This is a genomic window from Sulfitobacter sp. TCYB15 (genome assembly GCF_040435955.1).
Taxonomy (GTDB): domain Bacteria; phylum Pseudomonadota; class Alphaproteobacteria; order Rhodobacterales; family Rhodobacteraceae; genus Sulfitobacter; species Sulfitobacter pontiacus.
Map to the genome: position 1 here is coordinate 94,559 of NZ_CP159196.1, position 20,307 is coordinate 114,865.

Below are 20,307 nucleotides of genomic sequence, written 5' to 3' on the forward strand. Positions count from 1 at the left end.
AGGTCAAGCGATATTCTGTAACTTGGACGTGATGTCCCTGTAGCCTCACGATCTTGAGGCGGATGTCATTTCACTCGAATCGCACATCGGCACACAGTACCCGGTTAAAGTCGCTACGTAGTAGGTCCGGATCCGCCAGAAGCATTATTCCATATCCAATTCAGTTAGTCCTTTTCTTGCAGAATCGTTGGCTACCCGTCACGCGCCCACGCAAGTGCGGACTCGGTATCGCTGGATTCGAACCACTGCATCTCGGAGCCCGTCAGTAGGTTGACCACCCGTGCGCCCCATTCCATCCATCTACGTTCTCCGACAACCGCTATACGACGGAAATCGTTCACGTGGGCGGTGTCGATCTTCAGATCTTCCAAGATCGCCGAAGGCTCTTCGTAGCCCTCGAAACTTGTAAGGTCGAGAACCAGACCCGGATTATCAGTTGTTCCAAGACGTTCATGAAGCAGCGCGTGCATTTTCTTGAAGTCTGCCTCTGTCAACTTGCCTTCGCAGACGAGCCCGATGACATCATCATGCTCGGTCAGCGTTTCCTTGAACATTGGTCTTCTCCTTTTCACTTGCGTTGCCGTGACCGTAGAGATCGGCGTTCTGATGAGCGCGATCCTCGTGCTCAAATTCGAGACTGGAATGGCTGATGCCGAACTCTTCCTTCAGCCGCTTCTTGATCGCGCTCTTGATCTCTTCGATCTTCGACCACCCCTCGGCTGCCACGACGACATGACAGTCGAGCGCAGCCTCGTGCTCTTGCATTTGCCAGAGATGGACGTGGTGGACGTCGGCGACGCCTTCGACTTTCCGCATCGCTTCGACGACGGCCTCGTTGTCGATGTCCGGCGGGCTCCCGAGCATCAGGGTTCGGATTGGGCCGCCTATTTCAGTGAAAGACAGATACAGGATGTAGAGCGCGATGCCGATGGTGATGGCAGGATCAACCCAACGCATGTCGTAAAGGATGATCAGTGATCCACCGACGATAACCGCGACCGAAGCAAGCGCGTCCGACAGGTTATGCAGAAAAAGCGCGCGGATGTTCACGCTGCCCTTCTGCATCGAATAGGTCAGCATTGCGGTCAGCGTGTCGACCACAAGCGCAATTCCACCGAGAATGACGACGGTCCAACCCATGACTTCGGGTGGGTCAATCATGCGCATGCCGCCTTCGTAGATCAGATAGAAGCCGATCACGATGAGGGTGGTGTAGTTGATCAGGGCCGCGACGATTTCGACCCGGCCATAGCCGAAGGTCATGCGCTCATCGGCCGGGCGGCGTGCGATCTTGCGTGCGGCGAAGGCAATGACAAGCGAGGCCATATCGGAAAAGTTGTGCAGCGCATCGGCGATCAGTGCCAGACTGCCCGAGAATATGCCCCCAACGACTTGCGCAACGGTAAGTAGCCCGTTTGCCCAGATGGCGATGGCAACCCGCCGATCGCCAGAATCCGGATCGATATGCGCGTGCCCATGGTCATGCGGCATTGGCAGGCTCCTCATGCGCGTGTGTCGCGCGTCGGTCAGTCTTGAGGCGGCCGCTGCGGAAACCACGTACGCGCGCATTCATCCAGTGGCGTATGATATGACGGTAAAGGGCACCACGCAGCCATCCAAAGGATTGCTCATGGGACAAATAGAAGGCGTCCGGCGTATCAAACACGCCGAAATCTTGCACGATGCCGGTTTTCTGAATGTAGGTATCTTCTCCGTTCCAGGCAATGGGAGGCGCGCCAAGGCAATCCGTGCCCGCGCCATAACCGCAGAGACTTTCTGTGTCCGAGAATGACGTTTGCAGGACATTGAGGAAAGCGTCATCCAAGATGAAGCCTTCAAGGTTGATCCAGGCACCTTGATATTCGATCTCTACCCATGAGTGGAGAATTTCCTGCGGAGCAAGCGGATACACCAGCTCAGGGACAACACCGCGCTGCAAGCCTTTGTGGATCTTAAACCCATGCAACCGGCAACGAATGCCGACACCACGCAGCAGCGCCATCAAGAGCGTACCTTTGGTATTGCACTGCCCGTAGCCGTCGGAAAGCACTTCGGATGCGGGGATGTCGTCAGCTCGATTGTATCCGAACGCGATTTCATTCCGAACGAAATCATAGGCAGCTCCGATCTGATCGTATTCGGATAAGCCGCGCCAGCTGCGGTTCTCAATTAGATGCGCAAGAGGCGCGGCATCAAAATTCAGTAGTTTGGTGGGTACAAGTAGGGGGTCGGTCATCTGCAACGGGTCGCTCCTCGAATCGTCTTGGAATAAGACTAATTGCTATAGTCACTGTAGCTTCAATCCTTTCTTTCAGAAAGAATCTCCCGCATTTACTTTCCCGTATGAACTGCTTTGTGGTGTTCGCCGTGTGCGTCGCGCAGAATGTCGATACCTCCCCAGGCCGCGATCCCGGCGACAATCACGCCGACGACGAGGTCCGGCCAGTTGGTTCCTAGCCAGGCGACGAGGCCGCCAGCCACGACGATTCCGAGGTTCGCGGCGAAATCGTTGTAACTGAAGGTGTTGGCCGCGCGGATGTTGACGTCCGGATCCTTGAGCTTAGCGAGCAGCCAGACGCAGACTGCGTTGATGGCCGCAGCAATCAGGGCCATGGCGATCATGATCGTCCCGAGCGGATCTGACCCGCCGATGTAGCGGCGCCACGCATCGTAGAGGATGCCTGCAGCGAACAGGATCAGCAGCCCACCGGAAACATTCGCCGCCCCGCGTTTCCATTTGTCGGATCGGGACAAAGCGAAAAGGCTGATCGCGTAGACGAAGCTGTCGGAGAGGTTATCGAGCCCGTTGGCGATCAGGGCACTTGAGTCGCCGAAGGCGCCTGTTGCGAAAAAGGCCACGGCCAAACCGATATTGAGCGCCAGAACGATCCAAAGCGTCCGTCTCTCCATTGAATCTTGTCTAGCGGCCATTTTGTGGTTCCAGCTTGTGTTGTACGACACATTAACTTCTGCGGCTGATCTGCGTTCCAGCCGGAATGTTGGCTGAATTCCTTCAGGCCCCGATTTCCTCGTGCTCGGTCAGGCATTCCGAATGGTCCCGCAACACCTCAAGCACCTTGCAATCTCCCATCCGCCCGCCGCTGCATTCGTGAACCATGCGTTTCAGTTCCGTGCGCAGCGCCTTCAGGCGGGCCATGCGCTGCTCCACCTGTTTGAGCTGCCGGCGCGCGATCGCATCGGCTTCGTCACAGGGTCGGTTGGGATGGTCGCTGAGGTCGAGCAGCTCGCGGATCGCATCGAGCGAGAAACCGAGTTGTCGCGAATGGCGGATGAAGGATAGTCGGTCGAGCTGTGCATTGTCGTAGCGCCTCTGTCCGCCTTCGGTCCTGCCAGGTTCGGGCATGAGCCCAATCTGTTCGTAGTACCGGATGGTCTGCACCTTTGTGCCGGTCTTCTTTGACAGGGTACCGATCGTGAGCATTTTCGCCTCCATGAAAAAGATACAGTTTGTGTAGGTTTTGCCGTCGGAATAAACAAGTGCCGGATTCACAGACGCGTGAGTTCAAGCTATACCATGATTTCGTGCTTGAACCTCTAGCGGCTAGAGGATGTATCCGCACATGCAATAAGAATCACAAACAGGCGCACAGGATTGTCCCTTACATCGGCACAGAAATTTCTTTGGGTTTTGGCAGGCGTGGCAGCGCTTGCCTTCGTATGGCTTTTGCTCTGGTCTGACTATCGTGCCGACAGCGCCCGAACTGACGCCGAGCCGCCTTTTTTCGCTGAATTCGAACTGACAGATCACCGGGGTATGGTTCAAACCGAGGAGGACTTTGCGGGGCGCTGGATGCTGGTGTTTTTCGGCTTTACCAACTGCCCCGATGTCTGCCCGACGACCCTATCTGAGGTCGCGGCGGTGATGGACGGTCTGGGCGACGATGCCGCCGAGGTCCAGCCGATTTTCATAACAATCGACCCTGAACGAGACACGCCCCCAGCACTCGCCAAATACGTCCCGCTGTTCGATGCGGGCATCATTGGGCTGACGGGCACGCCGGAACAGATCGCCGCCACGTCCGAGACGTTTCCAATCTTCTTTGAGCGCGTCGAAGAGGCCGCAGCGCCGGATGGGTACACCATGGGCCACACGTCGCATCTGTTCCTCTTCGACCCCGAGGCAGGCTTCGCCGACTCGTGGCCCTACGGCACCTCCGCCGAAGAGATCCTCGCCGATCTGGAAGAGAGGATTTGACCGACATGAACCGTATGTTCGGAGAAACAGCCCTCGGGCTGGCGTGGATCATCGCGCTCGTCGCCTCGCTTGCCGTGCTTTTTATCGGCGAGGTGCTGGGGCAGACGCCCTGTGTGCTGTGCTGGTTCCAGCGCGCCTTCATGTTCCCCTTGGCCATTATCCTCGGGCTGGGCCTGTGGTGGCGGGACGGCCGTGTGGGGCGCTACGGCATCGCATTGGCGCTTGGCGGCGGCGCAGTCGCCCTGTGGCACATGGGGCTGTACGTCGGTCTTGTTCCCGAACGCATCCAGCCCTGCACGGCCACCGGCCCCTCTTGCACCGATGACAACCAACTGGTCTTCGGCGTCCCTATCCCGCTGATGGCGCTCGTCGCCTTCGCGCTGATCGGGGCGCTGTCGGCCCTTTCATTGAAGGACACACGAACATGAACCGACGCGGCCTGATCCTGTCCGTTCTCGCCCTCGGCGTCGCCGGTTTCGGCGGAGCCACCTGGTTTGCAACCCGCCCCGGCCCGGTGGCCGAAGCGGAGCCTGTTGCTCCGGAACTTGCTGAGGCGATGATCCGCCCCTACTCGCCCATCCTCGGACCTGCGGAGGCGCCCGTCACGATCGTCGAATTCTTCGATCCGGCCTGCGAGGCCTGTCGCGCCTTTCATCCCATCGTGAAGGACATCATGGCCGAGCATGGGGATGCTGTCCGCGTCGTGATCCGCTACACGCCCTTCCACGGCGCGGCATCCGAGGAAGCGATCCGCGTGCTCGAGGCGGCGCGCATGCAGGACGTTTACGTGCCGGTGCTTGAGGCCGTTCTGCGGGAACAGCCGAGATGGGCGTCGCACGGTGCCCCGGCGCCTGGCCTGATCCTTCAGATCGCCGCCACGGCCGGACTCGATGCCGAGGCCGCGCGCACGCAAATGCTGGCACCCGATGTCGTGGCGATCCTGAACCAGGATCGTGCTGACGTCGAGACCGTGGGAATTCGCCAGACGCCCACATTCTTCGTGAACGGCATGCCGCTCGATCCATTCGGAGAGGCAGAATTGCGTCGTCTGGTGGCTGCCGAAGTCGCTGCCGCGCAAAGCTGAATGGAAAGGGCAGGATCAGAACGATGAAAAAGTATATTTTGACCAGCACACTGGCGGCGCTTTTGACCCTTGGAGGGTTCTCAGCGCCCGCGCTGGCCGGACCCGAGGATGTTGTCGTCGAGAACGCGTGGTCCCGCGCCTCCATCGGGATGAACCGTCCCGGGGCCGCTTACATGACGATCCGCAACACTGGCGACGAGCCAGTGACGCTGACCGGCCTTGCCACACCGCTCGCGATGATGCCCGAAATCCACGAGACGAAGACAAATGCCGAAGGTGTAAGTTCCATGAGCCCGGCGGGGGAGATCGCGATCGCCCCGGGCGAGAGCGTCGCGCTCGAACCGGGGGGCCTGCACGCAATGCTGATGCGGCTACAAGAACCGATGACGGAAGGGGACACCTTTCCGCTGACCCTGCTTTTCGACGACGGAGGCGAAGTGACGGTCGAGGTGCCGATCCTCGGAATAGCCGCGCGGGGGCCAGAGGACTGATGCGGCGACGGGCGATCTTGGGGTACGGCGCGGCTGGTGTCGGGGCGGTCGCCCTGATGCTCTTCGTCGGTTGGTGGCAGGTCGATGGACCGGAACCTGTCGGGCAGCGGCCTGTCGCCCTGACCGAGATGGATTTCCGTCTGACGGATCATGAGGGCAACGCGGTCGGGCCAGAAACCCTGATCGGTCGCCCGACGATGGCGTTCTTCGGCTTCACCTACTGTCCCGATGTCTGCCCGACCACGCTCTCGGACATTTCGGGATGGCTCGACGATCTGGGAGACGAGGCCGACGAGATGAACGTGGTTTTCATCACGGTCGATCCCGAGCGCGACACTGTCGAAACGATGGCCGAATATGTCGGCTACTTCCATCCTGGGATACGTGGCTGGACGGGACCGGAAGAGCAGATCGCGCGCGTCGCGGACGGCTTCCGCGCCACCTACGTGCGGGTGCCGATGGAAAGCGGCGATTACACGATGAACCACACCGCGAGCGTCTTCCTATTCGCAGCCTCTGGGCGGTTCGTCACCATGATCGACTATCACGAACCCAGAGAATTCGCGGTGCCGAAAATTCGCCGCGCGCTGGCAGAAGAAATGGAGGGGGCGACATGAGGCTCAGAACTTTGGCGGCTTGTGTCGCAATTGCGGGGACGGTTTCGGGAGCGGCTATCGCCATCTCTGATTTCATGTCGAAAGAACCCGCGCCACCGGAACTTGCTCAGGCAGGTGGCTGGATGCCCCAAGGTCCTGAAGCCTTTAGAAACGTTGACATCCTCGTGACGCTGCCCGCGACGGCATGGGCAGAGGATGCACCCGACCTCGGCCCCCTACCCCTTCTGCAGGTCGCGTTTGCCGACAGGCCGGTAAGGGCGATCGAGCCACCGTTGTCGACGTGGTCGCGCGACATTGCACCTGGCGAGACGCTCGATTTCTTGCTGTCCGAAGCTGGACTTGCGGCACCTGACAGAGCCGAAGTTGCCTTCGCGCTTGGCGCGGAATACGATCTGCGACGGCTGCGGCCTGGGCACTCGGTCACTGTCGCTTCGACCGTGGACGGCAGCCCCCGCATCGTCTCACTCGCCGTCGAGGACGGAGTGCGGATCGAGGTGGTTTTCGGCGAGCAGTTGTCCACGCAGGTCGTGGCTCCGGATCCGGAGATCTTAACCCTTGCCGGCGAAGCCGTGATCGACAGCTCGATCTTCGCGGCACTCGACGAAGCCGGCATACCCGCCCGTTTTTCGGTGGACCTTGCGCAGATGCTGGGTGGGACCGTGGATTTCCGCCGCGAGATGGCCGGTGGCGAGACACTAAGGCTTCTCTGGCGCGAGGCGCGGGTCGGCGAGGACAGGATCGGACAACCCGATCTTGCCTTCGCGGCATTGGAGATCGGCGGTTCGCTCTATGAGATCGTATGGCCTGACGACGGAAGCGGTCAGGCGACGATCTACGTCGATGGCGAGGTGCTGCGCGTCTTCGCACAGCCGGTCGAGGGTGCGCGCCTCAGCTCGGTGTTCGGGCGCCGAACGCATCCGGTCTTTGGCAACGTCCGGATGCACACCGGCGTCGATTTCGCAGCGGCACGTGGGACACCGGTTCAAGCGACGGCACCGGGGCGGGTCAATTTCATCGGCTGGCGCGGCGGATATGGTCGCGTGGTCGAAATCTTGCACGGCTCCGACACCATGACGCGCTACGCGCATCTGAGCGCCGTGCCGGAAGACCTGGCACAAGGCCAACGCGTTGCGGCGGGAGATGTGATCGGCCGCGTCGGCGCGACTGGCACGGCGACAGGTCCGAACCTGCACTACGAAGTTCTCGTGGATGGGCGCCCGACTGACCCCCTCTCTGACAACCGGCTCGCCGAAGCAGCAGAGAGCGAAGCGGATGATACCGCCGCGCTCTACCGCCTGGCCGAGGCGCGCGCGCTTCTGAATGAAAACCTCGGCAGCGAGATTGCCAAAACGACAACCGAAAGGCTCTGACCCATGAAACGTATGACCCAAGCTCTTGCCATCACGCTCGCCCTGTTCCCGGCGGCACAGGCCCTCGCAGAGGCAACGGCGATCGACGTCCGCAAGACGAACGGTTGCGGCTGCTGCCTCTCGTGGATGAACCATCTCGAAGAAAACGGGTTTGCGCCGAAGGGCGAGAACATGTTCGGTGGGGCGCTGGTTCGCTTCAAGCTCGACAACGGCGTGCCGCAGCGCATGGTCTCCTGCCACACCGCGCTCATTGATGGCTACGTGATCGAAGGCCATGTCCCAGCCGCTGACATCCGCCGCCTTCGCGAGGAGCGCCCGGACGCCGTCGGCCTCGCCGTTCCGGGGATGCCCTACGGCTCGCCCGGCATGGGGCCAGAAGACGACCGCGAGGCCTATGATGTCTTCCTCATCCGCAAGGACGGGTCGACGGAAGTCTTTTCGAGCTACGCCGAAGGATAATCTGGCCCGCCCATGGAAAATCTGTCTCCGATAACGCTCGGCTTTCTCGGAAGTCTCGCCGCCGGTTCGCTCACAGCAGTCGGAGCAGCTCCCGTGCTGTTCGGGCGCATCCCGTCTCGGGCCACGCGCGATCTGTCGCTCGGCTTCGCCGCCGGTGTCATGCTGTCAGCCTCGTTCTTTTCGCTGATCATCCCGGCATTGGATGCGGCAGAGCCAATATTCGAAAACGGCGCGATGCCTGCGGCCATCGTATGCGTCTCGATCCTTCTGGGCATGGGGGCTGTCGCGCTGATGAACGAAAAGCTGCCGCACGAGCACTTCAAGACAGGACGCGAAGGGCCCGAAGCGGCGTCTCTGCGGCGGGTCTGGCTGTTCATCATCGCGATCACGATCCACAACTTCCCCGAAGGCCTCGCGGTCGGGGTCGGCTTCGGATCCGGAGGTATAGAGGGCGGTCTGCCGCTTGCTGTCGGCATCGGGCTTCAGAATGCGCCCGAAGGATTGGCCGTTGCTGTATCTCTGCTGGGCGAGGGATATCCGAAGCTGCGCGCCTGGAGCATCGCGGCGCTAACGGGCATGGTCGAGCCGATTGGCGGCCTGTTCGGGGCCGGGATCATCACACTGTCGGAACCGCTGCTTCCATGGGGACTGGCCTTTGCCGCGGGAGCGATGCTCTACGTCATCAGCCACGAAATCATCCCCGAAACCCATCGCAGCGGCCATCAGAACAGGGCGACGCTCGGTCTCGCAGTCGGGCTCGTTCTGATGCTGTTCCTTGATGTCTGGTTGGGATGAGGCAATGTCACTAAACAAGGTATCTCCGATGATCGGCGTCTTCGCAGCACTTGCTGCGTTCGCGATTGATCAGATCACCAAAGCCATTGTTGTTGCGAATGCCGCCACTTTAAGCGCCGGGATTTCCGTGTTTCCGGGATTCAACCTCGTCTTTTATCGTAATGACGGCGTGACTTTCGGAATGCTGGGCGGCGCTCCGTGGTGGAGCCTAATCGCTCTCGCTCTTGCCATCTGTGTTTGGCTAGGGGTTATGCTGTTTCGCGCCGAAAATGCGGTCGAAACACTTGCCTATGGCGCGATCATTGGCGGAGCCCTGGGCAATGTCATCGATCGTGTGCGGTATCGGGCTGTAACAGACTTTCTCGATTTCTACATTGGCACAACACATTGGCCTGCCTTCAACTTGGCCGATGTATTTGTCGTCAGTGGCGTGGGGCTCTTGCTCGCCGCGGCATGGATCAGCGCGCGGCGTTCGATCAAGTCGTGAAGCCGGAAATTCTGAACCGCATCGCTCTGCGCCACCGTTTTCTTTCGCGGATGACGCTTGGTTTCGTCGCCGGGGCGCTGACCGTTCTGACTTTCCCGCCTTTCTCGCTTCTCTTGCTTGTTCCCATTGCCTATTCCGCGTTGTTTGTCGGTCTTCGCGATCTCTCCTTCGGGCGCGCTTTCCTCGTCGGCTGGGCGTTTGGTCTTGGCCAGTTCGGTTTCGGGATTTCGTGGATCGCGGAAAGTTTCTACGTCGAGGCCGAGCGGTTTGGGACGATGGCGATCCCGGCGGTCGCGGGATTGTCCGCAGGTCTCGCGATTTTCCCAGCCATTGCCGCCGCGCTTTTTGCCGAAATCGCGCGGCGCGGAGCCATGGGCAGTCTCTTGGCCTGCCTCCTGTTCGCGACCTCCTGGACCGCTGCCGAGTGGTTGCGAGGTCACGTTTTGACAGGACTTCCGTGGAACCTCGCCAGCTACGCTCTGGTCGATTACGCCGCTTTTCGCCAGCCCACCGCCTGGGTCGGAAGCTATGGGTTAAGCTTTCTCACCGTGTTCGTTGCGGTACTCCCCGGCGCGGCTGCCATGGCGTCCGGGCGGCAACGATTGACCATTTCGCTCATGGCGCTGGCCGGCATAGCGACGATGTGGGCTGTCGGCACGCTTCGCCTCCAGTCGGATGCACAACAGCCACCCGGTGTCGATTTGCGCATCGTCCAGGGCAACATTCCACAAGAGGAGAAATGGGCGCCCGAGAACCGCGAGGCGACCTTCGCGCGCTATCTTGAGCTTTCAACCCGGCGCGGCGATTTCGACGTTCTTCTCTGGCCGGAAACCGCCTTTCCGGGTTTCCTCGATGAGGATACGGAGGCGCAGGCCCGCATTGCCGCTGCGCTACCGGAAGGCAGCGTGCTGCTCACCGGGGTGCCGGACCGTGTACGGAGTGAGGATGGGATCCAATATTTCAACACGGTTCAGGCATTTGACGAGACCGGCGAGATCCTGACCGGATACGCGAAACACCATCTCGTACCCTTCGGCGAATATGTGCCATTCCGCGGCTGGTTGCCGATCGAGCGGCTCACGGCGGGGCTGGGCGACTTTACGCCCGGACCAGGCCCACGAACGCTTGCGCTTCCGGGTGTGCCGCTGGTCGCCGTGGCGATCTGCTATGAGATCATCTTCCCAGGGCATGTGGTCGACGACCTGTTCCGGCCGGACTGGATTTTCAACGCGACCAACGATGCTTGGTTCGGAACCAGAATTGGACCGGAGCAGCACCTCGCCTCCGCACGCATGCGCGCTGTCGAGGAAGGGCTTCCCATCGTCCGGGCCGCAAACACAGGGATCTCCGCGATCATCGACGCAAACGGTGACCTCGTCGCGCGGCTCGGCAACGGAGAAACCGGTGTCATAGATGCGGCTCTGCCCTCTGCTCATCCGTCAACCCTCTATGCGCGCTTCGGCGACTGGGCGCTGCTGGCTCTCATCTTCACTACTTGGGCCGTGGGACTGGCTGCAGATCTGGTCGGCACACACCGGTGCAACAAGAGAACAAGAACGGAGAAAAAGTCATGCTGGTAATCGCGGGCATTGTCGCGGGTGCGATCTGGGGTGGATATCTGGCGCGACACCGAAAAGGAAACCGGCTGGATATCCTCCAGTATGCGGCAAGTTCGGCGATCGCCTTCGGTCTTCTCACCTATTTCATATCGGTGGTCCTCTTGCGCATCTTTTTTTAAGAAAGGTTTCGAAACAGCACCGACATGAGACGGCTTTTCAACATATTGCTGTACGGGTTTCTGGCAATCTGCATCACGGTATCGGTTGGTTCCGGGTTGGTCTATTTTCTGCTGAGCGCATCCGTTCCCGACTACGACGAGGACTTCACGGTCGCAGGCTTAGGCGGACCGGTCGACATTCTGCGAGATTCTTCGGCAGTCCCGCACATCTCCGCAACTTCCGCTGCAGATGTCTACTTCGCGATCGGCTTCGTTCACGCCCAAGACAGGCTCGGTCAACTGTTAAGGGCAAGGCGAAAAGCGGAAGCTTCGTGGCCATCCGATGAGACATTGTCCGTTGCGCCAGCGGTCTCAGACGCGCTCGCGTCCTATGCCGCGGGCGTCAATGCGTGGCTCGAGCTTGTGTCAGAAGGCGGGCGTGGCAGAGGCTCTCCGGAGCTGCTGATCGCAGACGAACGGTCGATCGCGGCCTGGACACCCGGCGATAGCCTGAGGATTGCCCGGTCTTTCCTGAATGGCCTGCGACCGGGAAGCGCACGGGAAGGAATGCCGAGTATATCAGGTGCCATTATACCGGCGGATCGCCTGAGAGTGCCCGAACTGTTTGCGACTGATCCGGAGCAGCGCCTTGATGCATGGGCGATGGACGGCGACCGAACAGCGACCGGAACGCCAATTCTAGCCGCCGATACCAGCGGTTCCCTGTCGCTTCCCTCGGAATGGTATCTCGCAGATCTTCAATTTTCGACAGGGCCGACCATAGGGGCCACAATGCCGGGCGTACCTTTCGTTATTGTCGGTCGCAATACGCGCGTCGCCTGGGCCTTCCGGTCATTTCCCGTGCCAGACGAGGAGGCACCAAGGGGGCCGTCACCCGTGCAGGCGGCAGGTTTCCTGACGATGCTGGAGCTGTTCGCGCGTTCGGCCGACGCGACCGATGCCATCGGAGTTGCCGCAGACATGTTGCCGAAGGGCATGGAGGCATTGGCCATTGACCGAGAGACCGTTGCCCGATGGCCAAGAGCGGAGGCCGTTCGGGCGTCGTCTTTTCGCGACATTCGACTGGCGGAGCTTGAAGCGCGGCAATCGATCTTCTCGACGGAAGGCGCCATCGGTGTTCAAAGGGACACCGTAAGTTCCGTGGCGCGAACCCTCCTGCCCCTGATGGCGAAAGAGCTTTGGTTTGTGCAGTCCAGAGACAGCACCGAAGGCACCGATGCGGACAGCCTTCGTCGTGAGCTACTGGACAGGCTTGCGTCGTGGAATGGCGAAATGGATCGCTATTCACCGGAACCTCTGCTGTTCTGGACCTGGGTCCGGGCTTTGCAGCAGCGCATTTTGAAGGACGAGTTTCCGACAGCGGAGCAACTCTGGACCCGTCCGAACTCGAACTTTCTTTTTGCGGTACTCAGCGATCGTCGCGGTAGCGCGATCTGGTGTGACATCCGCCTATCCTCACCTCGCGAGACATGCGAGGAGCAGGTTCGCGTGGCCCTGGATGATGCCCTTGGCTGGCTGGTCGATCGATATGGGCGCGATCCCTCGACGTGGACCTGGGGGGAAGAGCATAGATTGGACATGCAGTGGTCGCCGATCAGTTCGCGTCGGTTGCTGACCAACCTGCTGTCCCTTCAAGCGCCGATTTCAGGCGATCCGTTTACGCAATTCTTAACATCATTTGGTGTCGTAGAAGACCGTCCATTCCTTGTGAGTGCCGGAAGCAATTTTCAGGCGGTCATGTCGATATCGGAAGCAGCGGGATCATACTACATCTCGCCCGCCGGACAGTCGGGACATCCGCTATCTCGATTCTACGACAATCTCTTTCCCTCGTGGATACAAGGCGAATACCTCGCCATGTCGACCGATCTGTCACTGGCCCGTGGCGGCGCTTCCGGGATCTCGCGGCTCACACCAGCTACCTCCGACAACCCTCGGATGAGCGAGGGCCAGAGCGAATGATCACGAACTTCTTATTCCTATACGACCCTTTCGGCTATGTGCTGTCACCGGTGTCGCTCATTGTCGTCGGTCTTACAGCATGGCTGTTTTTGCGTGGGCTCAAAATACACGCTCGCTGTCTCGGAAGGGTTTCTGGTTGGCGTCGAACCGCCTTCTTTGCCGGCCTCGCGGCCGTCCTAGTCGCGACGAATGGGCCGCTCGCGCCATTGGGGCACAGTCTGTTTTCGGTACATCAGGTCGAGCATCTTCTTCTGCGACTGGTAGGACCGCTTCTTATCGCGGTTTCTCAGCCCTGGCTTGGCCTTCAAGCTGGATTGAAAAGGGAATGGCGCCGACGCCTTGCCGCGATTGGGCGTGCGCGCATCCCGCGATTCTTGGCGCTTCCTGCATCTGCCACCTCCTTGTTGATTGGTGCGCTTTTCGTCTGGCAGATCCCGATGATTTACGCCCTTACACAACGTATTGCGGCGATGGAAGCGCTGGCACATCTGTCTATGGTGCTGGCTGGGCTTTGGTACTTTGCTTTGCTGTTCGATCTGCGCGATCCACCTGAAGGAGCGCGGCGCGGTGCTCGGCTGATGTCAGGGTTCGTGGTGATCGTTTCCAACATCTTTCTGGGCTCCCTGACAACGCTCAAGGAGGTGCCCCTCTATGGATCAGAAATCATCGCAGCGAGCGGTGGTCGACTTCGCGCCCTAGCTGACGAGACAATCGGTGGCTACGTAATCTGGGTCCCGTCGTCGATGGTTCTCATCGTGGCAATCATTCTGGTGCTGAACGGCTGGAACGCGGCGGAGGAACGGCGCTGGACGTCCCGCTACGACCTGATGCGCCAATCGAATGCGGCGGCGCTCGAGTTTCCGGAAACCGCGGAGGAACTGCGTCTGAAAGTAGAGAAGCCGAACCGGGACATGGGCCGTACGCTCGCCCTTGGCGCATCCTCCATGTTCATGGTTGTCATGATTACCGTCGTGACCATCGTCTATGCCCTCGGATAGATTGAATTCGACATGAGACCAGACGTATTCTTCTCCGCTAGGGCCCGCCTGTTTCGCCACTGCCACGGCTGGACACATATTGTAGTGTCCTTACGCGTACCGGGTGCTTGCGCTGGCCCACGGCGGCGAGCGTCACTTTGGCCGTGATCGCCATCGAAGCGATCAACGTGGCCCTGTGCCGACGATTTGCCTGATCTGACGGAAGATCATCTCCTCCCATCAGGCGTAGATGTCGATCGGTGTTCCGTCCTTCACCATTGCATAGATTTCCTCGATCTGCCGATCTGTGACCGCGATGCAGCCAGCTGTCCAGTCGCGGACGTCCGTTGGGTCGATGCCCGGGCGTGGACCACCATGGATGAAGATGTCGCCGCCGGGGGAAAGGCCCTGCGCTTCGGCAAAGGCGATGTCGGCCTCGTTCGGATAAGAGATACCAACTGAAAGATGATACGTACTTTCAGGGTTGCGCTTATCTACTATGTAGGTGCCCTCCGGGGTCCGGCCGTCTCCCTCGAATTGCTTGTGACCCTCAGGAGCGAAACCCAGCCCGACCGGATAGGTTTGCAATACGCGATCGGCTCCGTCCAGAACAAGCAAACGCTGCCCCTTGTAAAGCCGAACACGGGTCACCTCGGGTCCGCCATAGCTGCGGAACTTGCTGGCACAGCCAGACAAAAACGCTGCCAACCCGCCCAGCAGGACGGCGCGGCGGGGAAATCGGATGGTTTTCACTGCTCGATGCCTCTTTCGTGAGGGCTGATATGGACACTACATTACCTTGCAAATGCTGCGTGATCAATGTCCGTGGGCAAGCGCGGCCTTTGCCATCGCTGGACCAACCTGCTCACCGCTGAATGCCTTGCGGGCCTACCGCAGCGCCTTGAGGGCGACCGGCAGGGAGGCCACGGCAGGCCTTAATCGAACAACTCGTGAAGCCAGGATTTGCGGCGATAGCCGTGCTTGCCGTCGCCGCCGCCGTGTTTTCCGCGCCGGTAGCCTCGATCATCGTTGTAGCCGCGCGGCTCAGGCACCCGCTGAGGCGCCACATCGGGTGCCGAACGCTCGATGATCTTGTCCAGTTCGCCTCGGTCGAGCCAGACACCCCGGCAATCGGGACAAAAGTCGATCTCGATCCCCTGGCGTTCTGTCATACTCAAGGGCACCTCGCAAACCGGACACATCATCCTGCCCTTCACGCTCATGTCCCGTCTCGGCTCCTTTCCGCGTTCTCCCAGTTCAATGACCATGTGCCAGCGCCCCTTTGGCCAAGCCTTCGCCAACCTGTTCACCGCCGGACGGCGGCGCCTTGGCCTCTTGGCTGTTAAGCAGGCGCAGGGCGTTGGCCACCACCAGCAATGACACTCCTACGTCGGCTGCAATAGCGCCCCACATCGATGCCAGTCCGAACGCGGTAGCGACAACGAAAACGCCCTTGGTCGCCAAGGAAATACCGATGTTCTGATGGATAATCGACATTGTCCGGCGCGAATGACCGATCAGCCAAGGCACCTTGCCGAGGTCGTCGGTCATCAGGGCAATATCCGCCGTCTCGATTGCCGCGTCCGAACCAACAGCACCCATCGCGATGGCGTAATGCGCGCGCGCCATGGCGGGGGCGTCGTTCACCCCGTCGCCGATCATGGCCACCATGTCATGCGTTTCGACCAGTTCTTCGATGGCTGTCACCTTGTCTTCGGGCAGAAGCTCGGCACGGACCTCGTCGATGCCGACCTCGGCTGCAACAGCGCGCGCTGTCCGCTCGTTATCACCGGTCAGCATGACGATGGTCTTCACACCCTGCGCGTGAAGCTGCGCCACGATGCCTTTGGCATCCGGGCGGATACGGTCGCGCAATTCCAAGATGCCGGTGACACCGGTGTCGTCGCCCACGGCAACAAGGGTGCTGCCAGCCCCTTCGATGCGGTCGCGCAAATCCTTCGGAATGGCGTCGCCGAAACCCTTCTCCTCGGCAAACCGGTCCGACCCCAGCCAGATCGACCGGCCGTCTGTGCGTCCTTCAAGTCCCCTGCCCGGAACGGTTCGGGTATCTTCCGCGGCGGATACCTTGATGCCGTCGGCTTCTGCCCGCGCAAGAATGGCGCGCGCCAAGGGATGCGAGGAACGTGCCTCCAGCCCAGCGGCGAGGGTCATCAGATCTTGCGCCGATGCTTTGCCCAGCGGATGCACCGCCGCCACCTCGGGCTCGCCCATGGTGATCGTGCCGGTCTTGTCCATGGCCAGTGCAGTGGTCTTGCCCGGTGCCTCAACATATGCACCGCCCTTGATCAGCACCCCGGCCCGCGCTGAGGCGGTGAGTGCAGCGACGATGGAGACCGGTGTCGAGATGACCAGAGCGCATGGGCAAGCGATCACCAGCAGCACGAGTGCATTGTAGAACCAATAATCCCAGGCCCCCCCGAAAATGAGCGGCGGCAGCAGGGCAATTGCAATGGCGAGAGCCATGACGATAGGCGTATAGATGCGGGCGAATTTCGCCACCCACTGCTCCACCGGCGCGCGGCGGGCATGGGCGTCACCGACCATGCGGATGATCTTGGCCAATACGGTGTCCGAGGCGGCCTTCGTGGCGCGCACCGTCAGTGTGCCTTCGCCGTTGATCGTACCGGCATAGACTTCGTCGCCCCGTTCCTTTGGGACCAGCGCACTCTCTCCGGTGATTGGCGCCTGATCGACGGCCCCTGCCCCATCGACAACCTCACCATCCAATGGGATGCGGTCTCCGCCGCGCACGACGAAACGTGCGTTGATAGCAACCGCGGAAGCCGGTACGTCCGCTTCCGAACCGTCATCATAAAGAATTCTTGCCGTCGGCGGCGCCAGGTCCAGCAGAGCTGAAACCGCATTCCTCGCACGCCCGACGCTCCAGCTTTCGAGGAAAAGCGAGAGCGAGAAGAAGAACGCAACCGTCGCCGCCTCGAAAAATTCGCCGAGGCTAATTGCACCCGCGACTGCGATGACCATGAGCAGGTTCATGTCGGGCGACAGCCGCCGTGCGGACGACCATGCCTTGGGCGCCACGAGCCAAACACCGAACAGGATCGCAACCGCGAATAACCCTGCCTCGACCAGTGGCATCGGCGCTTCGCCGTGCCCTGCGAAGAGGCCGAGTGCCCCCCCCATGCCGGTCTCGATGATGTGCCACAGAAATCCCGCGGCCCAGAAGCCGCCGCTGAGCGCCGTAAACAGCCGCTGGCGTGCAAGATGGGCCGCCTGGTCGACCGACGCGTTTTCGGCATCCCAAGGCTTGGCGGTCATGCCGGTGCTTGCGACCAGTTCTGCAATTTCGCCGTTCGATACACTCTTGGCGCTGTCGAGAATAGTCATCCGTCCATTGATCACGTCGAACGCAAGATGTTCGGCCCCGCCGATCTTCGGGCCGACCACCTTGTTCAGGATTGCTACCTCCTCGGCGCAATCGAGGCCGGACACCTGAAAACTGCGCCCGCCCGCTGGCGCGGGGGTCGCCGGAACGGTGTCGCCGCACGTTCCGGCGCTCCCGCAGCAGCTGCCGCCGCTTGTCTGGGCATCTTCGGCGTGATCGTGGTCGTGACGATGGGTGTCGGACGGCATGAATGGACCTCTGGATTCGGGTGCTTTACCATGACATAGCCCCTACAGTGGCTAGAGCTTCAAGAGCAAAATACGGTGGTATTTCAGATTGTTTTATTGCTAGAGGATGCGGTGACTGGCTCTATCACGCCTTGAGGCATGAACAGCCGCTGCAAAGAAAAACAGTCACGAAAGGAAACTTAATGCGGGTTTTGATTCTGAAGCAAAAAATGATGGTTGCAGTGGCGCTGTCGCTCACGGCCGGGTGCGCAGTCCAGCCGACTGGACCGGGCGACGCGGCAAAACAGGGGGGCAACGTTCCCGAAGCCGTGATTGCAATGGCTGCCCCGGATCAGGATGTTGCAACTGCGCGCTTGGTACCGGAAGACGGGTGCTACTGGTACAAACACAGCGGCCCCGTAGAAACAACCTTGCTGCCGCTGCGCACGGCGAACGGCAATCGTATCTGCACCCCTCGCGAAACTTAATTGCGTTTGCCGTCCGCTGCTTGGCTTAGCTGCGGGCAGTCACGCTGTCCTCCGCCGAGTAAAGATAGGCCGTAGAGCCGGTCTCGACGTTCGGGTAAAGATCATTGATATGAGCCATGACCATCCGTACGCAGCCCGAACTTGCGCGGCCACCGATACTCCGTGGGCTCGGAGTGCCATGGATGCGCAAAAGGGTATCGCGATCCCCGACGTAGAGATACAGCGCCCTCGATCCAAGCGCGTTTTCCGGTCCCGGTTCCATGCCATCGGCAATGTCAGCATAAAGTTCGGGGTCGCGATTTATCATGCTCTGTGTCGGTTGCCAGTGCGGCCACCTGACCTTGCGCTTGATGGTATAGACACCCGGCTCGTAGAGGTTCCCCCGCGCGATGGCCACGCCGTAGCGCATCGCGGTTCCACCCTCTTCAATGTGGTAAAGATATCGTGCGACCGCGTCGACATGGATATCTCCCGGCACGAGACCGGCCTTCGCGACCACACGTTGCGGTAGGAACCGCGGGTGCAATCCCCATGGGTTGGAAGTCTCGGCAACATAACCCTGAGGCGTCACCTGTGCGTCCCATTCAGCCTTCTGAGCCTCGGTGGGCCAAGTGTCGGCAAAAGCCATACCGGGACCGGTCACCGAAAAAAGCGCCGTTGTTGTCTGAATGAAGTGTCGTCTTGTCAGCATTTCGTACCCTTTCGGTTCTCACCGGCGATTGATGGCAAGAACGGTATGTGTTCTCCTTGAACAGATAGGACTTCTAGTGGCTAGAGGTTCAAGGGCAAATTTTCGTGAGTAAACATGCGATCCTTGCAGTTTCCAGTTTGCTTGGGAGGAGAAAACTGCTCGCACGATACCTGGTCCGAAGTTGCGCAGCGACAATTCGTTAAGTCGCAGATTGTCTGGAAATTTAGGCACAGCGGCTTCGATATCGCGACCATGAGATCGGGAACGTCACGGCACAGGGAACTTACGCCACTCGCAAATGCTACGATGCCATCTCTGGCTCCGGCTCTCATTCCGTTATTTCGCCCCGTTAGAACGCAAAGCTTGGATGGAGATCATAGCTGTAGCGGCGGCTCGTAATTAGGCCATACGGGCATCGCAGTATCTGGGCTGCGCGCTCTAGCGACAATGGAGCGGATATCCCCGCCGAAGCCGAGACGAGACGAGACGAGACGAGACGAGACGAGACGAAGATGCAATGTGTGAAACTGCTTGGCCAGCCGCTCATCGCGTCGGACTTTGGCCGCCATGGTGCGAAGCTTCAGTTCCGCTTAGCAGTCGTCAACAGCTACACCGCCCTTGGCATCCCCGTCACAGAAGCTTTGGAATAAGTCCGTCCGGAGAATGGTTAACACCGCCTATCAGCCTATTTGTAGAACATTGCCTCGAGGACCCCTCAATTGGTAGGTTAAAGTCTAAGGTCAACCCGCTTACTTCAACGGCAACCACCCGACTATGACCGCTGGGAAAACGCCGCGAACAGCGCAAGCGTCCGTTCGCTGACATGGTGCTCGATGCCTTCGGCATCGCGTTCAGCCGTCTCGGGGTCGAGCCCGAGGCTCAGGAGAAACCGCAAGACGATCTCGTGGCGGTGCCTGCATTTCTTGGCGAGCGCCCGGCCTTCCTCGGTCAGAAATACCGAGCGATATTTCGCACGGGTGATCAAGCCGTCCCGCGCCAGACGGCCAAGTGTTTTTGCGACCGTCGGCGCAGTCACGCCCATCCGTGTCGCGATATCGACCGGCCGGGCCTCGCCGTTCTGGTGGATCAGCTCGGCGATCAGTTCGACATAATCTTCCGCCACTTCGCTGCGCCGCGCTTCGCGCACACCGATGAAGGCCTCGGCGCGGAATTCGACCGCACGTGCCTCTGCCTCGGTTGAATCAAGGTTCTCATCATCCGTCATGCCGTCACCCTCGCACGATCGGGATTGACTCGTAAAGCCTAAGAGATGATTATTAGCCGAAGCTAACTTTTTGCGCCGGGACTTTGGCCTGCGTGCTATCTGAGGGGACAACGTCC

Annotated in this window: 24 protein-coding genes and 1 pseudogene; 15 read left to right on the forward strand and 10 right to left on the reverse strand. The window is 60.2% G+C overall.

The window, feature by feature from the left end; all coding sequences use genetic code 11:
• Positions 1–191 precede the first annotated feature (191 nt).
• The 5 genes from ABM428_RS17195 to ABM428_RS17215 all read right to left on the reverse strand — a co-directional run bounded on the left by ABM428_RS17195 (position 192) and on the right by ABM428_RS17215 (position 3,442).
• The gene (locus ABM428_RS17195; RefSeq protein ID WP_114865724.1) at positions 192–554 is read right to left on the reverse strand and encodes an STAS/SEC14 domain-containing protein; all 363 of its coding nucleotides are present in this window, start codon (positions 552–554) and stop codon (positions 192–194) included.
• Positions 526–1,491 (reverse strand): cation diffusion facilitator family transporter, encoded by a 966-nt coding sequence (locus tag ABM428_RS17200; protein WP_289091435.1) that lies wholly within the window; start codon positions 1,489–1,491, stop codon positions 526–528. Before ABM428_RS17200 ends, ABM428_RS17195 begins: the two co-directional genes overlap by 29 nt.
• Complete coding sequence (locus ABM428_RS17205) at positions 1,481–2,236, reverse strand: transglutaminase family protein (protein WP_289085236.1); 756 nt, start codon at positions 2,234–2,236, stop codon at positions 1,481–1,483. Before ABM428_RS17205 ends, ABM428_RS17200 begins: the two co-directional genes overlap by 11 nt.
• Before the next feature lie 95 nt (positions 2,237–2,331).
• Positions 2,332–2,910: a cation transporter gene (locus tag ABM428_RS17210; protein ID WP_037941752.1), complete on the reverse strand. Its 579-nt coding sequence runs from the start codon at positions 2,908–2,910 to the stop codon at positions 2,332–2,334.
• 103 nt (positions 2,911–3,013) lie between these two features.
• Positions 3,014–3,442, reverse strand: a complete 429-nt coding sequence (locus ABM428_RS17215; RefSeq protein ID WP_037941862.1) for a helix-turn-helix domain-containing protein — start codon at positions 3,440–3,442, stop codon at positions 3,014–3,016.
• A 207-nt stretch (positions 3,443–3,649) separates the two neighbouring features.
• Here ABM428_RS17215 and ABM428_RS17220 point away from each other — a divergent pair, with 207 nt between their 5' ends.
• The 13 genes from ABM428_RS17220 to ABM428_RS17280 are packed head-to-tail and all read left to right on the forward strand — an operon-like array spanning position 3,650 to position 14,217.
• A complete protein-coding gene (locus ABM428_RS17220) occupies positions 3,650–4,216 on the forward strand; it encodes an SCO family protein (protein WP_114865766.1) in 567 nt (188 codons plus the stop codon).
• A gap of 5 nt (positions 4,217–4,221) precedes the next feature.
• A complete protein-coding gene (locus ABM428_RS17225) occupies positions 4,222–4,644 on the forward strand; it encodes a disulfide bond formation protein B (RefSeq protein WP_114865721.1) in 423 nt (140 codons plus the stop codon).
• Positions 4,641–5,300: a thioredoxin domain-containing protein gene (locus tag ABM428_RS17230; RefSeq protein WP_289091437.1), complete on the forward strand. Its 660-nt coding sequence runs from the start codon at positions 4,641–4,643 to the stop codon at positions 5,298–5,300. Before ABM428_RS17225 ends, ABM428_RS17230 begins: the two co-directional genes overlap by 4 nt.
• Before the next feature lie 23 nt (positions 5,301–5,323).
• Positions 5,324–5,791, forward strand: coding sequence for a copper chaperone PCu(A)C (locus ABM428_RS17235; RefSeq protein ID WP_289085210.1), 468 nt, complete (start codon positions 5,324–5,326; stop codon positions 5,789–5,791).
• Positions 5,791–6,408 carry an SCO family protein gene (locus tag ABM428_RS17240; protein WP_289085209.1) on the forward strand — a complete coding sequence of 206 codons (618 nt, stop codon included), beginning with the start codon at positions 5,791–5,793 and terminating at the stop codon, positions 6,406–6,408. Before ABM428_RS17235 ends, ABM428_RS17240 begins: the two co-directional genes overlap by 1 nt.
• A complete protein-coding gene (locus ABM428_RS17245) occupies positions 6,405–7,778 on the forward strand; it encodes a M23 family metallopeptidase (RefSeq protein WP_114865718.1) in 1,374 nt (457 codons plus the stop codon). Before ABM428_RS17240 ends, ABM428_RS17245 begins: the two co-directional genes overlap by 4 nt.
• A gap of 3 nt (positions 7,779–7,781) precedes the next feature.
• Complete coding sequence (locus ABM428_RS17250; RefSeq protein WP_037941765.1) at positions 7,782–8,237, forward strand: DUF411 domain-containing protein; 456 nt, start codon at positions 7,782–7,784, stop codon at positions 8,235–8,237.
• Positions 8,238–8,249: 12 nt separating this feature from the next.
• A complete protein-coding gene (locus ABM428_RS17255) occupies positions 8,250–9,032 on the forward strand; it encodes a ZIP family metal transporter (RefSeq protein ID WP_037941766.1) in 783 nt (260 codons plus the stop codon).
• Positions 9,033–9,060: 28 nt separating this feature from the next.
• Complete coding sequence (gene lspA / locus ABM428_RS17260; RefSeq protein WP_037941767.1) at positions 9,061–9,519, forward strand: signal peptidase II; 459 nt, start codon at positions 9,061–9,063, stop codon at positions 9,517–9,519.
• The gene (gene lnt, locus ABM428_RS17265; protein WP_348291648.1) at positions 9,486–11,099 is read left to right on the forward strand and encodes an apolipoprotein N-acyltransferase; all 1,614 of its coding nucleotides are present in this window, start codon (positions 9,486–9,488) and stop codon (positions 11,097–11,099) included. The genes lspA and lnt overlap by 34 nt, the downstream gene beginning before the upstream one ends.
• Complete coding sequence (locus ABM428_RS17270) at positions 11,090–11,257, forward strand: hypothetical protein (protein ID WP_174226640.1); 168 nt, start codon at positions 11,090–11,092, stop codon at positions 11,255–11,257. Before lnt ends, ABM428_RS17270 begins: the two co-directional genes overlap by 10 nt.
• Positions 11,258–11,281: 24 nt before the next feature.
• Positions 11,282–13,219 carry a penicillin acylase family protein gene (locus ABM428_RS17275; protein ID WP_353628628.1) on the forward strand — a complete coding sequence of 646 codons (1,938 nt, stop codon included), beginning with the start codon at positions 11,282–11,284 and terminating at the stop codon, positions 13,217–13,219.
• Complete coding sequence (locus ABM428_RS17280; protein WP_289085205.1) at positions 13,216–14,217, forward strand: cytochrome c oxidase assembly protein; 1,002 nt, start codon at positions 13,216–13,218, stop codon at positions 14,215–14,217. Before ABM428_RS17275 ends, ABM428_RS17280 begins: the two co-directional genes overlap by 4 nt.
• A gap of 219 nt (positions 14,218–14,436) precedes the next feature.
• Here the strand turns inward: ABM428_RS17280 and ABM428_RS17285 are convergent, their stop codons facing one another.
• The 3 genes from ABM428_RS17285 to ABM428_RS17295 form a co-directional block, all read right to left on the reverse strand.
• A complete protein-coding gene (locus tag ABM428_RS17285) occupies positions 14,437–14,949 on the reverse strand; it encodes a murein L,D-transpeptidase family protein (RefSeq protein ID WP_289085204.1) in 513 nt (170 codons plus the stop codon).
• 182 nt (positions 14,950–15,131) lie between these two features.
• Positions 15,132–15,419 (reverse strand): zf-TFIIB domain-containing protein, encoded by a 288-nt coding sequence (locus ABM428_RS17290; RefSeq protein ID WP_037941812.1) that lies wholly within the window; start codon positions 15,417–15,419, stop codon positions 15,132–15,134.
• A 34-nt stretch (positions 15,420–15,453) separates the two neighbouring features.
• Positions 15,454–17,808 (reverse strand): cation-translocating P-type ATPase, encoded by a 2,355-nt coding sequence (locus ABM428_RS17295; protein ID WP_353628629.1) that lies wholly within the window; start codon positions 17,806–17,808, stop codon positions 15,454–15,456.
• A 182-nt stretch (positions 17,809–17,990) separates the two neighbouring features.
• On the opposite strand from ABM428_RS17295, the gene ABM428_RS17300 reads away from it, so the two are divergent.
• On the forward strand, positions 17,991–18,275 hold the full coding sequence (locus tag ABM428_RS17300; RefSeq protein ID WP_071974144.1) for a hypothetical protein: 285 nt from the start codon (positions 17,991–17,993) through the stop codon (positions 18,273–18,275).
• Positions 18,276–18,300: 25 nt separating this feature from the next.
• Here the strand turns inward: ABM428_RS17300 and ABM428_RS17305 are convergent, their stop codons facing one another.
• Positions 18,301–18,966 (reverse strand): L,D-transpeptidase, encoded by a 666-nt coding sequence (locus ABM428_RS17305; protein WP_026155629.1) that lies wholly within the window; start codon positions 18,964–18,966, stop codon positions 18,301–18,303.
• Between the two features lie 248 nt (positions 18,967–19,214).
• Here ABM428_RS17305 and ABM428_RS17310 point away from each other — a divergent pair.
• Positions 19,215–19,616 (forward strand): annotated as a pseudogene (locus ABM428_RS17310) (IS5/IS1182 family transposase); the annotation flags it as partial.
• A gap of 122 nt (positions 19,617–19,738) precedes the next feature.
• Here the strand turns inward: ABM428_RS17310 and mntR are convergent.
• Entirely contained in the window at positions 19,739–20,191 is a 453-nt protein-coding gene (gene mntR / locus ABM428_RS17315; protein WP_353628630.1) for a manganese-binding transcriptional regulator MntR, read from the reverse strand.
• Positions 20,192–20,307 lie beyond the last annotated feature (116 nt).